At 65.3% G+C, this 13,012-nt stretch carries 13 protein-coding genes; 8 read left to right on the forward strand and 5 right to left on the reverse strand.

Annotated features, from left to right (window positions below):
- Positions 1-19: 19 nt before the first annotated feature.
- The 4 genes from I8J29_RS29305 to I8J29_RS29320 form a co-directional block, all read right to left on the reverse strand.
- Complete coding sequence (locus I8J29_RS29305; RefSeq protein ID WP_338113314.1) at positions 20-1,210, reverse strand: MFS transporter; 1,191 nt, start codon at positions 1,208-1,210, stop codon at positions 20-22.
- A 50-nt stretch (positions 1,211-1,260) separates the two neighbouring features.
- Positions 1,261-2,397, reverse strand: coding sequence for an MGDG synthase family glycosyltransferase (locus tag I8J29_RS29310; protein WP_208850864.1), 1,137 nt, complete (start codon positions 2,395-2,397; stop codon positions 1,261-1,263).
- 247 nt (positions 2,398-2,644) lie between these two features.
- Positions 2,645-3,916: a threonine ammonia-lyase IlvA gene (gene ilvA / locus I8J29_RS29315; RefSeq protein WP_208850865.1), complete on the reverse strand. Its 1,272-nt coding sequence runs from the start codon at positions 3,914-3,916 to the stop codon at positions 2,645-2,647.
- A 490-nt stretch (positions 3,917-4,406) separates the two neighbouring features.
- Entirely contained in the window at positions 4,407-5,222 is an 816-nt protein-coding gene (locus tag I8J29_RS29320) for a PPK2 family polyphosphate kinase (RefSeq protein WP_208850866.1), read from the reverse strand.
- A gap of 202 nt (positions 5,223-5,424) precedes the next feature.
- On the opposite strand from I8J29_RS29320, the gene I8J29_RS29325 reads away from it, so the two are divergent.
- The 8 genes from I8J29_RS29325 (at position 5,425) to I8J29_RS29355 (ending at position 12,305) form a co-directional block, all read left to right on the forward strand.
- A complete protein-coding gene (locus tag I8J29_RS29325) occupies positions 5,425-5,994 on the forward strand; it encodes a histidine phosphatase family protein (protein ID WP_208850867.1) in 570 nt (189 codons plus the stop codon).
- Positions 5,985-6,404 carry a GNAT family N-acetyltransferase gene (locus I8J29_RS29330; RefSeq protein ID WP_338113315.1) on the forward strand — a complete coding sequence of 140 codons (420 nt, stop codon included), beginning with the start codon at positions 5,985-5,987 and terminating at the stop codon, positions 6,402-6,404. Before I8J29_RS29325 ends, I8J29_RS29330 begins: the two co-directional genes overlap by 10 nt.
- Before the next feature lie 96 nt (positions 6,405-6,500).
- Positions 6,501-6,818, forward strand: coding sequence for a Dabb family protein (locus I8J29_RS29335; RefSeq protein ID WP_208850868.1), 318 nt, complete (start codon positions 6,501-6,503; stop codon positions 6,816-6,818).
- Positions 6,819-6,869: 51 nt separating this feature from the next.
- A complete protein-coding gene (locus I8J29_RS29340) occupies positions 6,870-7,376 on the forward strand; it encodes a carboxylesterase family protein (RefSeq protein ID WP_208850869.1) in 507 nt (168 codons plus the stop codon).
- Positions 7,377-7,421: 45 nt separating this feature from the next.
- Positions 7,422-7,553 (forward strand): hypothetical protein, encoded by a 132-nt coding sequence (locus I8J29_RS34310; RefSeq protein WP_276316349.1) that lies wholly within the window; start codon positions 7,422-7,424, stop codon positions 7,551-7,553.
- Complete coding sequence (gene fosB / locus I8J29_RS29345) at positions 7,550-7,975, forward strand: metallothiol transferase FosB (protein WP_208850870.1); 426 nt, start codon at positions 7,550-7,552, stop codon at positions 7,973-7,975. The genes I8J29_RS34310 and fosB overlap by 4 nt, the downstream gene beginning before the upstream one ends.
- Before the next feature lie 24 nt (positions 7,976-7,999).
- The gene (locus I8J29_RS29350; RefSeq protein WP_208850871.1) at positions 8,000-8,176 is read left to right on the forward strand and encodes a hypothetical protein; all 177 of its coding nucleotides are present in this window, start codon (positions 8,000-8,002) and stop codon (positions 8,174-8,176) included.
- A 229-nt stretch (positions 8,177-8,405) separates the two neighbouring features.
- On the forward strand, positions 8,406-12,305 hold the full coding sequence (locus tag I8J29_RS29355) for a choice-of-anchor I family protein (RefSeq protein WP_208850872.1): 3,900 nt from the start codon (positions 8,406-8,408) through the stop codon (positions 12,303-12,305).
- A 255-nt stretch (positions 12,306-12,560) separates the two neighbouring features.
- Here I8J29_RS29355 and I8J29_RS29360 read toward each other — a convergent pair.
- A partial coding sequence (locus tag I8J29_RS29360) for an electron transfer flavoprotein subunit alpha/FixB family protein (RefSeq protein WP_208850873.1) occupies positions 12,561-13,012 on the reverse strand: 452 nt, incomplete at its 5' end.

A 13,012-nucleotide genomic window follows, 5' to 3' on the forward strand; every position in this document is an offset into this window, starting at 1 on the left:
CCCCTGTTTTGTCGGCCCGTCAGCCGGGCGCCTTGGGATCGTGAAACGCGCGGAACGGAAACCAAATGTAAAAAAAACCGATCGCGGCATACATAATGCCGCAGTACAAGAGCACGTGAGCCTGGCTTTGCCACAGCGCGAGCGTGCCGCCGACGACGGGGCCGACCATGCCCCCGATCCCTTCGACGGTGGAGAAGATGCCCCAGCCGAGCCCCTGCTGCTTCGGCGGCACGTAATTGGCGAGCAGCGCGTTCCAGGCCGGCAGCAGCGTGGCGTAGGAGAGCCCGAGCAAGCCGGTCAGCGCGATGCAGATCCCGATCGGCGGCGCCATGGACAGCAGGTACAAGCCCCCGCCGATCAGCAGGAAGCCGAGCACGAGGAACCATTTCTTGCCGCCGAGCATGTCCGACAGGCGGCCGAGCGGAATGAGGCTGATGACGGTGCAGGCGCCGCCCGCGAGCAGCAGCAGCGAATACTGCGAGCCGTTCATGCCGAGCTTGTCTTCCGCGAAGCTGGGCAGAATGGGCACGAGCATGCCCGCGCCCATCGTTTGCAGCACCATGCCGGGAAGGAGCAGCCGCATATGGCGCAGCCGCTCCCGCAGGATGGCGAACTGCTCCCGCACCGGAAGCGTCGGCGCAACGCCGGACGCCCGGGCGCTCGTGAGCAGGAGCGAGAACAGCCAGCTGAGCGCGGCGATGCCGAGAATCAGGTAATAGGCCGCCGTCCGGCTGACGTCCATGAGCAGGTTGCAGGCGATGGGCCCGGCGCCGATGCCGATGAACCAGATGGTATAGAAATACCCCATTTGCATCGCGCGGCGCTCGCCGGTCACCTTGGTCAGGCAGACGATCCAGATCGGCGAGATGCCGACGCCGTACAGGGCCGACGCCGCGATGAACAGCCACGGCTTATCCGCGGCCGGAAGCAGGAGAATGCCGGCGATCGAGATGAGCAGCCCCGTATGGACGACGAAGCGGATGGAGAAGCGGTCGAGCAGATACCCGATGAACATTTTAAGCACGGTGTCCGTCAGGTAATGGGCCGTGATGGCGATGCCGATGATGTCGAGCGACAGCCCCAGCGTCTTCTCCCCGTAAATGGGCAGGAAGCTGATGAGCGCGGCTCCGCGGATGAATTCGACGAACAGCAGAATGACGGAAAACAGCATGATTTCGCGGTTGAAACGGCTTGGTTCGATGACGGTCACAACCCCTTGTACCTCATGGATCCCGATATGGCCCTTCCATGCCGGGTCGATTATAGTTGGACGGACGTCCTCTCCATTATAAGCAAGCTGGAACAAAAATCCAAGGCGACGGTCTCGGCCGCGTCCTTGTACTGGAGCTTGCGGGCCCGGACGCGATGCTGCGTGAGCAGCACGGGATCGTGGAGAAGCGCGGCGATTTCCCGCGCGAGCTGCTCCGGCCCGTGGATCAGGCGGGCGACGGATTTGCCGGCCAGGTAGCGCGCGTTGTTCCGTTCTTGGCCCGGTACGGGCTGGTAGGCGAAGATGGGCAGGCCGACCGACAGCGATTCCGCCAGCGTGACGCCGCCGGGCTTCGTCACGATGCAGGCGGAGAGCGCCATGAGCTCGTGCATCCGTTCGACGTAGCCGAAGACGCGCAGCCGTCCGCTCGCGCAAGCTTCGCCGGCCGTTTCCGGGAGGGCGGCGGCGAGCGCCTCGTTGCGCCCGCACACGACGGCAACGGTAAGATCAGGATACCCTAATAAGGGGGAAATCATAGCCCGGACGGCGGCCGCCGCGGCCTGCGCGCCGGCCATGACGAGCACGACGGGGCTGCCGACGCGGAAGCCGTAGCGCTCGCGCGCCGCCGGATCGGCCGACGCCGTGCGGAAGCCGCGCTTGATCGGAATGCCGCTGACGCAGACGCGGCGTTCGGGGATGCCGAGCGCTTGCAGCTCGTGCTTCATGTCGTCGGTGGGCACGTAATACCGGTCGATGTCCGGATGGACCCAGCGGCGGTGCAGGTCGAAATCCGTGACGACGGTGCAGATCGGGATGCGGAGGCCGATACGCTTCTTGAGCGCGGGCATGGCCAGCAGGGGGAAGGTATGGATAACGGCGTCCGGGCGCTGCCGGAGCAGGATCCGGCGCAGCCGGTCGCGGCCGAACGAGTGGAGCCAGTTGGCGAAGACGGAGTCGTGCTTCATCGGCTTGGTCCGGTCGTACAGCCAGCCGTACAAGCCGGGAACGAGGGAGTAGCTCTTCATATAGACATGCCGCGTCATGGCGTTGATCCACGGATGCGCTTCGGCGAGCAGGTCGACGAGGATGGGCTCGCCGAGGCCCCGGTCTTCGATGGCTTCGCCGATCGCGCGCGCGGCCTGCAGATGCCCGTCGCCGTAAGAGGCATACAGAATCATGATTTTCATTATGAACAGCACCTCCTACCGGCAAGCATAGCGCGGGAATGTCACAGGGCCGTTAGCGGTTTGTAAAGTGATTGTAAGGAATAGGAAAAAGCCTTGAAACGCGCGCCGGACGGGCGTTCCAAGGCTTATCGAATGAGGTCGGAGGAAGGCGCAACGGGTTAAGCGCGGCGGACCGCCGAAGTGAGGGATGCGGCCGCCAAGCTCGCGCGGCCGGCCGGGAACGGCGCCGGCCCGGGCGCCCGCCCGGTCAGATCAACAGGTTGAACAGCACGGGGTCCTTGTTCAGCTCGAGGTAGCTGAGCCCTTTCTGGTTCATGCGCGCGATGAGCGGCTCGTAATCGCCGCGCTGCTTCAGCTCGATGCCGACGAGCGCCGGGCCGTTGTCCTTGTTGTGCTTCTTCGTGTATTCGAAGCGGGTGATGTCGTCGTCCGGCCCGAGCACCTCGTCGAGGAATTCGCGCAGGGCGCCCGCCCGCTGCGGGAAGCTGACCATGAAATAGTGCTTCAGCCCCTCGAACACGAGAGAGCGTTCCTTGATCTCCTGCATCCGGTCGACGTCGTTGTTGCCGCCGCTTACGACGCAGACGACAGTCTTGCCCGCGATCTGCTCGCGGTACAGGTCGAGCGCGGCGATCGGCAGGGCGCCGGCCGGCTCGGCGACGATGGCGTTCTCGTTGTACAGGTCGAGCATCGTCGTGCACGCCTTGCCCTCCGGCACGAGCACGATGTCGTCGAGCAGCTCGCGGCACATGCGGAACGTCAGGTCGCCGACGCGCTTCACCGCCGCGCCGTCGACGAACTTGTCGATCGTCTCGAGCGGCACGACCTCGCCGGCGTCCAGCGAGACGCGCATCGACGGCGCGCCTTCCGGCTCTACGCCGATCAGCTTCGTGGCCGGCGAGACGGCTTTGACGTACGCGGCCACGCCCGCCGCGAGCCCGCCGCCGCCGATCGTGACGAAGACGAAGTCCGGCGCGGTCTCGACCGCCTCCATGATTTCCTTGCCGATCGTGCCGTTGCCGGCGATGATCCGCGGGTCGTCGAACGGATGGATGAAGGCCAAGTCGTCCTTGCGGCTCGCCATCGTCGCTTCGCGGAAGGCGTCGTCGAACGTGTCGCCGGTCAGGACGATCTCCACGTCAGGGCCGCCGAAAAACTTCACCTGGTTGACCTTCTGCCGCGGCGTCGTGCTCGGCATGAAGATCTTGCCCGGGATGCCGAGCGCTTGGCAGGAGTAGGCGACGCCCTGCGCGTGGTTGCCGGCGCTCGCGCAGACGACGCCCCGCATGAGACGCTCCGGCGGCAGCGACTTGATGAGATGATAGGCGCCCCGCAGCTTGAAGGAGCGGACGACCTGCAGGTCCTCGCGCTTCAGCAGGACGTTGCAGCCGTAGCGCGCGGACAGCACGCGGTTCTGCTGCAGCGGCGTGCGCGCGGCCACTTCCTTCACGTGCATCTGCGCCTGGGCGATCTCTGTCAGCCCGACCGTCAGCGCCTCGTAATTTCGTTCGTGTCCCATGGGAACCGTCTCCTTTGCTCTCGATTTGAATTCGACGACGCTCCGCCGGCCGTACCGCCGGAACATAAAAAAATCCCGTCCCCGATAAGGGACGAGATTGCCTCGCGTTACCACCCTGTTTCCGTCCGGACCGGCGCTTGACGCCCGTGCCCGATCGACGGCTCTTTGCCGCGTACGATCATACGCGCTCCGGGTAACGGCGGATACCGTCCGCGCTTACTGGCCGCTTCCGCTAGGCGGAGGCGTGCGTTTCGGCGCGGCTTCTCGGGGAGGATGCGTCAACGGCGGGCAATCGTCGGCTTTCAGCGGACGCCGGCTCTCTGGGGATTGCCTGATGCGCGGTGCGCGTGTTCCCTTCTGCGAATGTGACGATGTCGGGAATGAATTATATTTGTTATACCCCTCCGGCCGGGCATATGTCAACGGCAAAAATAAGCCAGGCGCCGACGAACGGCCCGCCCCGGCCTACGGGTCGTCCGCGCTTGCGCGCTTACGCTTCGGCTTCGCCGGCCAAATCGCGGAACGGCGCCATGTCGACCTGCGGATACGCCAAATCGAGCGAATCGAGCGCGGATTCCACGATGCGGAGCACCAGGTAGTCGCGGAACCAGCGGTTGTTCGCGGGGACGACGTACCACGGGTTGCGCTTGGACGCGGTCGCCCGGAACGCCTGCCCGTAAGCGTTGGCGTACGCGTCCCAGTACCGCCGCTCCGCCAGATCGCTGGGATCGAACTTCCACAGCTTCTCCGGGTTCTCCATCCTTTCGCGGATTTTGCGCAGCTGGAAGTCCGGCGAGATATGGAGGAATATTTTGACGATGGCGATGCCGCCGTCGGTCAGCATTCTCTCGAAATGGCGGATGTGCTTGAGCCGCCGTTCCGCTTCTTCGTCGTCGACGAGGCCATGGACGCGCGTGACGAGCACGTCCTCGTAGTACGACCGGTTGAAGGCGGCGATCGCGCCTTTGGCCGGGGCGACCTTGTGCGCGCGCCACAGGAAATCGTGCGCCGACTCGTCCGCCGTCGGCTTCTTGAAGCTCTCCGCCCGGAAGCCCTGCGGGTTCAGCCCGGCGAGCACCTTCTTGATGACGCCGTCCTTCCCGCTGCAGTCCATCCCCTGAAACACGATCAGCACGCCGTTCGATTTGCTCGCGAACAGCTTCTCCTGATGCTCCTTCAGCTTGTCCTTGAGCGTGTCGAATTCGGCCTCGATCTCGTCCTTGCCGCCGATGCCGGCGGTATCCTCGGGATCGAAATCCGCGAGGGATTCGCCTTTCTTGCCGGTCAGCCGGTAGTTGTCCAACATGGGGCATTCTCCTTTGCATCGTCTGGAATACGCTTCTCTTACCTCGCGGAAGCGCCGTTGAACCGGGCCGCGCCCGGAGTGTCCGGCGTCCGGCGCCCGGCGGAAAAATCCGTCGTCTGCAACGCGAAACGCTGTGTTAGAATGGATTATACTAGAAATCGTTCCGCCATGCTTGCGGACCGGGAAAGGGGACGGGGACGCCATGAACACGACGCTGCTGCTCGTCCGGCACGCGGAATCCGACGCGCGCTCCGGGCCGGACCGCGAGCGGGGGCTGACCGCGAAGGGGCGGGAGGACGCGGCCTTGCTGACGGACAAGCTGCGGGGGATGCGCATCGACGCCGTCGCGTCCAGTCCGTACGCGAGAGCGGTGCTCACGGTCCGCGGGCTTGCCGACGAGCGGGGACTCGCGGTGCACGTGCTGGAGGAGCTGCGGGAACGGCGCCTGCACGGGGAGGACGCGCCGCTTCCGCGGGAAGCGTTCCTGGCCGCCGTCAGGCGGTCGTTCGCCGACCCCGACGCGGTCCTTCCCGGCGGCGAATCGTTCCGCGAGGCGCAGGCCCGGGGCCTCGGGGCCGTGCATCGCCTGCTCGGCGCGCATCGCGGCGGAACGGCGGCCGTCGGCACGCACGGGAACCTGATGGCGATGATCCTGCGCGCGTACGACGCGCGCTGCGATTTCGCCTTCTGGGAGCGCCTCGCGATGCCGGACGTCTACCGGCTCGATTTCGAGCATGACGAACTTCGGGGAGTGGAACGGCTGTGGAATTGACGTACCGCGAAATGACGATGGACGATTACGACGCGAGCTTCGCGCTCTGGGCCGCCACCCCGGGCATGGTGCTGAGCGCCTCCGACGAGCGCGGGCAGCTGGCCGCATTCTTGGCGCGCAATCCGGGGTTCAGCTTCGTCTGCGCCGAAGGCGGGCGGCTGGCCGGCACGGTGCTGTGCGGCCATGACGGCCGGAGGGGCTTCCTCTACCATGCCGCGGTGACGTCCGATATGCGCGGCCGGGGCATCGGCGGGACGCTGGCGCGGCTCGCCCTCGCGAAGCTGCGGGCGGCGGGCATCGGCAAGTGCCACCTGTTCGTGCTCGCGGACAACGAGCCGGGGCAGGGCTTCTGGGCGAGGACGGGCTGGGAGAAGCGGGAGGGCATTCTGCTGTACTCGGCGGATACTTGACCGGACGAGGGAAGCCCGCATCGGGAAGAAGCAAGAGACAAGCGCCGGCCGCAATCGCGGAAGGCGGGGACATTCAACTTGAGGAGGACGAAGACAATGGGACAAACGAGCATTCAGCACATGGTGATTTTCAACTTGAAGCATGAGGCGGGTTCGGAAGCGGCGGAGACATTCCTGCGCGACGGGGAGCGCCAGCTCGCTTCGATTCCGGTGGTGAAGCAGTTCAGCGTATTCCGCCAAGTCAGCCCGAAGAACGACTACGACTACGGGTTCTCCATGGTGTTCGACAATCAGGCGGATTACGAGGCGTACAACGCGCACCCGCTGCACGTCGATTTCGTGGAAAACCGCTGGGTGCCGGAAGTGTCGCGGTTCCTGGAGATCGACTTCGAGCCATACGGGCAGCAAGCGTAAGCGGCCGGCGGGGCATCGAAGTGATCGAGAACGGGCGGAGGCGATGAAACCATGGCGACGCATGCGGGTTCGTTCCGAGCGTCCGTCGAGATTCAAGCGGACATCGGGTACAAGCTCTTCGTGCCGGACCGCTACGACGCGGCGCGGCCGTGGCCGCTGATCCTGTTCCTGCACGGCATCAAGAAGCGCGGGGCGGATCTGGCCCTGCTCGACGGCTACGGACTGCTCGGGACGGCCGAGCGCGAGCCGGGATTCGGGTTTCTCGTCCTGGCGCCGCAATGTCCGGCGCATCTGTCCTGGCCGGCCGTCCGGCACGAGGTGCTGGCGCTGCTGGATCGGATCGTAGGCGAGTACGGCGTCGACCCGGCGGCCGTCTATTTGACGGGCTTCAGCATGGGCGGCAACGGCGTCTGGGATTACGCGGCGCGGGACGACGGGCGCTTCGCGGCGGCGGCGCCGCTCGCGGGCTATCACGAGACGGCGGCGATGGGCGGGATCGCGCTGCCGGTCTGGGCGTTCCACGGGATCGAGGACGATACGGTGCCGATCGGTCGGTAAGCCGAGCTGGTCGAGGCGCTGCGGCGGGCGAACGCGGACGCGGAGGTGCGGTTCACCCGCTACCCGGGCCTGTCCCACGCGATCATGGAGCAGACCTACGGGGACCCGGAGCTGTTCCGGTGGCTGCTCGGCCATAAGCGGCCGAACCCGCATGCGGAAGGCGGGCGGCGCGCGTGAAGCTCGGCGGCATCAACCACCTGCTCTTCTCCGTGTCGGACCTGGACCGGTCGATCGCGTTCTACCGCGACGTCTTCGGGGCCAAGCTGCTGGTCAAGGGCCGCGCGACGGCGTATTTCGACCTGAACGGGCTGTGGCTGGCGCTGAACGCGGAGCCGGACATCCCGCGCGCCGAGATCCGGCGGTCGTACACGCACATCGCGTTCTCGGTCGAAGAGGCGGAGTTCGACGAAGCCGTCCGGCGGCTGGCGGCGCTGGGCGCGGAGATCCTGCCCGGCCGCGAGCGGGACGAGCGCGACAAGCGCTCGGTCTACTTCGCCGACCCCGACGGGCATAAGTTCGAATTCCATACCGGCAGCCTCCGGGACCGGTTGTCCTACTATAAAGCCGAGAAGCCGCATATGCTGTTCTGCGAGGATTGAAGATTCGCGGGGAGGAGCGGCGCCATGCTTCAAGGCGAAGAAGAGGAAGGGATACCGGGCCCGGCGATCCGGCGGAAGGCGAAGCAGCCGTCGCTTGGCCGTCTGCTGCTCCTGCTGGCCGTCGCGGCGGCGATCGTCGCCGTCAGCTTCGCGCTGGCTCACCTCCTGGTCGGCGAGGCGTTCGACCGGCTGACGGACTGATGCGTTCGTCGGCGCATAACCCGCGTTTCGTTCCCGGCTAGTCCGGCAGCGAAGCGCGGGGTTTTGTTTATTCGGGGCGGCGTTGGGCGGCTTTCGCCTCGGTCCCGGACGTTCGGAATTTTCCAACGGTTTGCCGCTTCTTTACAAAACATCAAAATACCATTAACAATCTCGACATAAAACTCCGATACGCTGGGTGCGAAGTCCTAGAATAGGAGTTGAAGTAGAGTTGAAAACGAGAAACAGACGCCTGCTTTCCCTGCTGCTCTCCGCAGAGATCGCGGCGGGCATCGTCGTTTCGGCGGTTCCGGCCGCAGCCGCCGGGCCGCTTGCCGGCACGCCGTACGACGCGAACGGCACCTATGACGTGACCGTGCCGCACGTGGTGATCAATCAGTATTACGGGTCGGGCATCTCCACGGGCGGGGCCGTGGACTACGGTTTCATCGAGCTTTACAATCCGACGGGTTCCGCCATCGATCTCAGCAATTGGTCCGTCCAATATGCCGACCGGATGGCGCTGGTAGATTCCGAGACCGGCGATCTGCCCCTGACCGGTCCGACCGGACCGTGGGAAGTCCTGAATTTGTCTGGCACGATTCCCGCGCACGGTTCGTACCTGATCCGCGCCGCCGCTTCGAAATCGCCGAGCATTAAAGTGAACGTCAAGACGGGGGATCAAGATTTCGGCCGCGCGCCAGCCGACATGACGACCCAAAACAAAGGCATGAAGGTCGTCCTGATGAGCAACCAGACGCCGCTGCAACAGGCGAACGTCAATCCGTCCGCCGATAAACCGGCCGGCTTCGTGGACATGCTCGGAGCGGCCGGCAACGATACTGGCAGCACGATCGACGGCGCCGAAGGCGACTATCCGAAGGAAGCCGGCGGTCCGTCCAAGAACATCGCGCTGCGCCGCGTGGATTTCGCCGATACGGACAGCAACGCGGACGACTTCGCCCTGATCGATTATAAGAGTCTGGGGTCCGCCGAGGCCGCGCCTTTCTATCCGCATAACGCCGGCGACGGCTCGTGGGCAGCGGTGCCGGATCCGATCGCGATCTCCACGCCGTCGCTTCCGAACGCGTACAAGGGCGTCGCGTATTCGGCCGGCATTGCGGCATCGGGCGGCGTCAAGCCGTATGCGTTCGCGGCGACGGGGCTGCCTAGCGGCCTGAGCATCGATGCCGACACGGGTGCCATCTCCGGAACCCCGGCGCAGGATGCGCCCGCGTCCAATACGGTTAACGTCACGGTGACCGACAGCCGGTCCGCGACGGTCAGCAAACCGTATACGTTGAGCGTGGGCATCGGTCATCCGGATACGGTCAACATCACCAAATTGGGCTCCTTCATCGCCGGCGAGCCCAACGAGGACGGCGGCGTCGCCGAAATCGTGAAGTACAACCCGGAGAACCGAAAGTTTTATTCCGTCAACGGCTCGAGCACGCCGGCGACGCTGGATATCGTGAGCTTGGACAACCAAGGCAAGCCGAATCAAGAGACGGTCCGGCGCGTCAACATCGAAGATGCGGCGGCCGCGCATCTGGAAGGCTTCGAATACGGCGATTTCACCAGCGTGGACATCGATACGCAGCATAATTTGGTCTACGCGGCGATTCAAGAGAAAGCGTACGACAAAAACGGCGCCATTCTCGTGTTCGACTACGACGGCAACTTCGTGAAGTCGTACGAAGCGGGCGTGCAGCCGGACATGGTCAAAGCGACGAAGGACGGCCGCTATGTCTTGACGGCCGACGAAGCCGAAGACCGCGAAGGCGGAGCGGATCCGGAGAAGGATCCGAAAGGCAGCGTCACGATCGTCGATACCTTGGACGGCACGGTGAAGCACGTCCTGTTCGACGACGAGAGCGTCATCGACGACAACGTGCATCTCCGCGGCGCCGTCGTGGACGGCGTCATCACGGGTCCGGCCGCGGACAAAACGGCGGCGGAACGCGACCTCGAGCCGGAATACATCGCGCTGTCTGCCGATGAATCCGTCGCTTACGTTTCCTTGCAGGAAGGCAACGCGATCGGCACGATCGACATCGCCGGCGGCAAGGTCACGTCAGTAAAAGGGCTTGGCTACAAGGATCTGAACCTGCCGGAAAACTCCCTGGACCTCGTCAAGGACGGCGCGATCAAGTTCGAAAACGTGCCATTCAAAGGCATGTACATGCCGGACGGCATCGACACGTACTCCGTGAACGGCAAAACGTACGTGTTCACGGCCAACGAAGGCGACAGCACGGATTGGCCGGGCAGAACGAACGTGTCGACGATCAAAGACATGAAGGCGAAGCTGGACCCCAATTCTGCGGCCGCTCAATTCTTGGCGGGCAAAACGTCGTACGACGGCGTCGAAATCCCGAGCGACATGGGGCCGGACGGCATTTACCTGTACGGCGCGCGTTCCTTCTCCATCTGGGACGCCGACACGATGGACCAAGTCTACGACAGCCACAACGACTTCGAGAAAATCACGGCCGAACGGATTCCGGCGTATTTCAACTCCAATCATGCCGACGTGTCCTTCGACAAGCGCAGCCCGAAAAAAGGACCGGAGCCGGAGTACGTGAAGATCGGCCAAGTCGGCGATAAGACGTATGCTTTCGTCGGTCTGGAGCGAGTCAGCGGCATCATGACGTACGACGTGACCGACCCGGCGCATCCGGTATTCGCGAACTACATCAATACGCGCGATTTCGCGCATCCGGACAACATGCAAACCGACGCCGGTCCGGAAGGCATCGACTTTATTCCGGCGGCGGCCAGCCCGACGGGCAAGCCGCTCATTCTGGTGGCGAACGAAGTGGGCGGCACGATCTCCGTGCTGCAAATGGAAGTGAGCCAAACGCCTAATAACGGCACCGGCAGCGGCGTGTACGTGCCGGTCACGCCGGATAACGGCGCGACGGTAGACGGTTCCGCGGTCACGCTCGAAGCGAAGGCGACGACGGACGCGAGCGGCAACGCGGCGGCGGCCGTGACGGCGCAGCAAATCGACCAAGCGATCGAGAAGCTCTCCGGCGCGGTCAAGACGGTGATGATCAAAGCGGCCGCGGACGCGAACGCGAAGCAAAACACGGTTGCGCTGCCGGCGGCGGCGGTCGACAAGCTGGCGGCCAGCGCGGCGGACGCCGTCGTCCTCGACGCGGGCATCGGACAAGTCACGTTCGACAAAGCGGCGCTGACGGCGATCGCGAACGGCGCCGCGACGGGCGACGTCGCGATTGCGGTCGCCAAGAAAGACCTGGCCGACCTGACGGCGAATCTGCCGGCCGACAAGCAGGCGGCGATCGCGGCGGCGGTCGGTTCGCATCCGGTCTTCGACTTCTCGGTAACGGCGGACGGCAAGAAGGTCACTGATTTTGCCGGCGGTTCCGCGGAAATCCGCGTGCCGTATACGCCGGCGGCGGGCGAGAACCCGAACGCCGTCATCGTATACTACGTCGCGGACAACGGCGAGCTCGCACTGGTGCCGCTAGCGAGCTTCGACCCTGCGACGGGCACGCTCCGCTTCGCGGTGATGCACTTCTCGACGTATGCCGTGGCTTACAGCCCGGTGAATTTCGCGGATATCGCGAACAGCTTCGCGAAGGACCACATCGCGTACCTGACGGCGCGGAACATCATTCAAGGCAAGAGCGCGAGCGTCTTCGATCCGAAGGCGAACGTGACGCGGGCGGACTTCACGCTCATTCTCGCGCGCGCGGCCGGCGCGGATCTGAGCGCGTACAGCGCGAGCGGATTCGGCGACGTCGGGGCGGACGCGTACTACGCGAAGTCCGTCGCGTGGGCGGCTTCGGCCGGCATCGCGAGCGGCGTCTCCGCGAACCGCTTCAGCCCGAACGCGAACATCACGCGCGAGCAGATGGTCGCGATGATCGCCCGATTCGCGGACGCGCGGAAGTTCGAGCTGCCGGCGTCGGCGCCGGGCATCGCGTTCACGGATGCCGCAAGCATCTCGCCGTACGCGCGGGAAGCGGCGGCGGCCGTGCAGCAGGCCGGCATCATCAACGGGCAGCCGAGCGGCAGCGGCACGAAGTTCGCGCCGAAGCAATTCGCGACGCGCGAAGAGACGGCGAAAATGATCGCCGTGCTCTATCAGCTCATGACGAAGTAACGGCGACGGCAGCATCGAAACACGCTGCATAAAACAGCCCGGACCGCTCGCGGTCCGGGCTGTTTTGGCGTTCAAGGGAGCTGATGCGCTAGGACAGAGGCCAGAGCGCCGGAGCTCCCGGGCGGTTCCGGGCAGAGGTTCCTGGTTCCGGGCAGGCGGTCCGGGGCTCACCTCAAGGGCAGAAGACGATCCGGGCGGACGGCGCGCCGGCGGACTAAGCGTCCCGACAGCGGCGCAGCCTCGCAAGCCCGGGCGTCATGCGCCCGGGTTTGCGAGAAGCCGTTTGAACTGCGCCGTCAGCTCCGGCACGACCTCGAACAAGTCCCCGACGATTCCGTAATCGGCCACGCCGAAGATGGGGGCGTCGGGGTCTTTGTTGATGGCGACGATGACGCGCGACTGGCTCATGCCCGCCAAATGCTGGATCGCGCCGCTGATGCCGCAGGCGATATAGAGCTTCGGCGTGACGGTCTTGCCCGTCTGGCCGATCTGCAGCGCGTAGTCGCAGTAGCCGGCGTCGCACGCGCCGCGCGAGGCGCGGGGGGGGGCGCCGGGCGGGGGCCGGAGGGGGCGCCGCAGCGGCGGTGGACGCGTCGAGGGGGGGAGAGGCGAGCCGATGCTTGACTCCGGACTACTTCGCCGCCCGCGGGCCGTGTCGAGATGGGGGGGGGGGAGGGGGGCGGGGGGGGGGGGGGGGGGGGGGGGGG

Origin of the sequence: Paenibacillus artemisiicola, from assembly GCF_017652985.1 — a bacterium.
In the GTDB taxonomy this organism is placed as follows: Bacteria; Bacillota; Bacilli; order Paenibacillales; family Paenibacillaceae; genus Paenibacillus_Z; species Paenibacillus_Z artemisiicola.

Coding starts and splice junctions, on each gene's coding strand:
- I8J29_RS29325 (WP_208850867.1), top strand. CDS start 5,425: ATGAACACGACGCTGCTGCTCGTCCGGCACGCGGAATCCGACGCGCGC.
- I8J29_RS29335 (WP_208850868.1), top strand. CDS start 6,501: ATGGGACAAACGAGCATTCAGCACATGGTGATTTTCAACTTGAAGCAT.
- I8J29_RS29340 (WP_208850869.1), top strand. CDS start 6,870: ATGGCGACGCATGCGGGTTCGTTCCGAGCGTCCGTCGAGATTCAAGCG.
- ilvA (WP_208850865.1), bottom strand. CDS start 3,916: ATGGGACACGAACGAAATTACGAGGCGCTGACGGTCGGGCTGACAGAG.
- I8J29_RS29350 (WP_208850871.1), top strand. CDS start 8,000: ATGCTTCAAGGCGAAGAAGAGGAAGGGATACCGGGCCCGGCGATCCGG.
- I8J29_RS29320 (WP_208850866.1), bottom strand. CDS start 5,222: ATGTTGGACAACTACCGGCTGACCGGCAAGAAAGGCGAATCCCTCGCG.
- I8J29_RS29310 (WP_208850864.1), bottom strand. CDS start 2,397: ATGAAAATCATGATTCTGTATGCCTCTTACGGCGACGGGCATCTGCAG.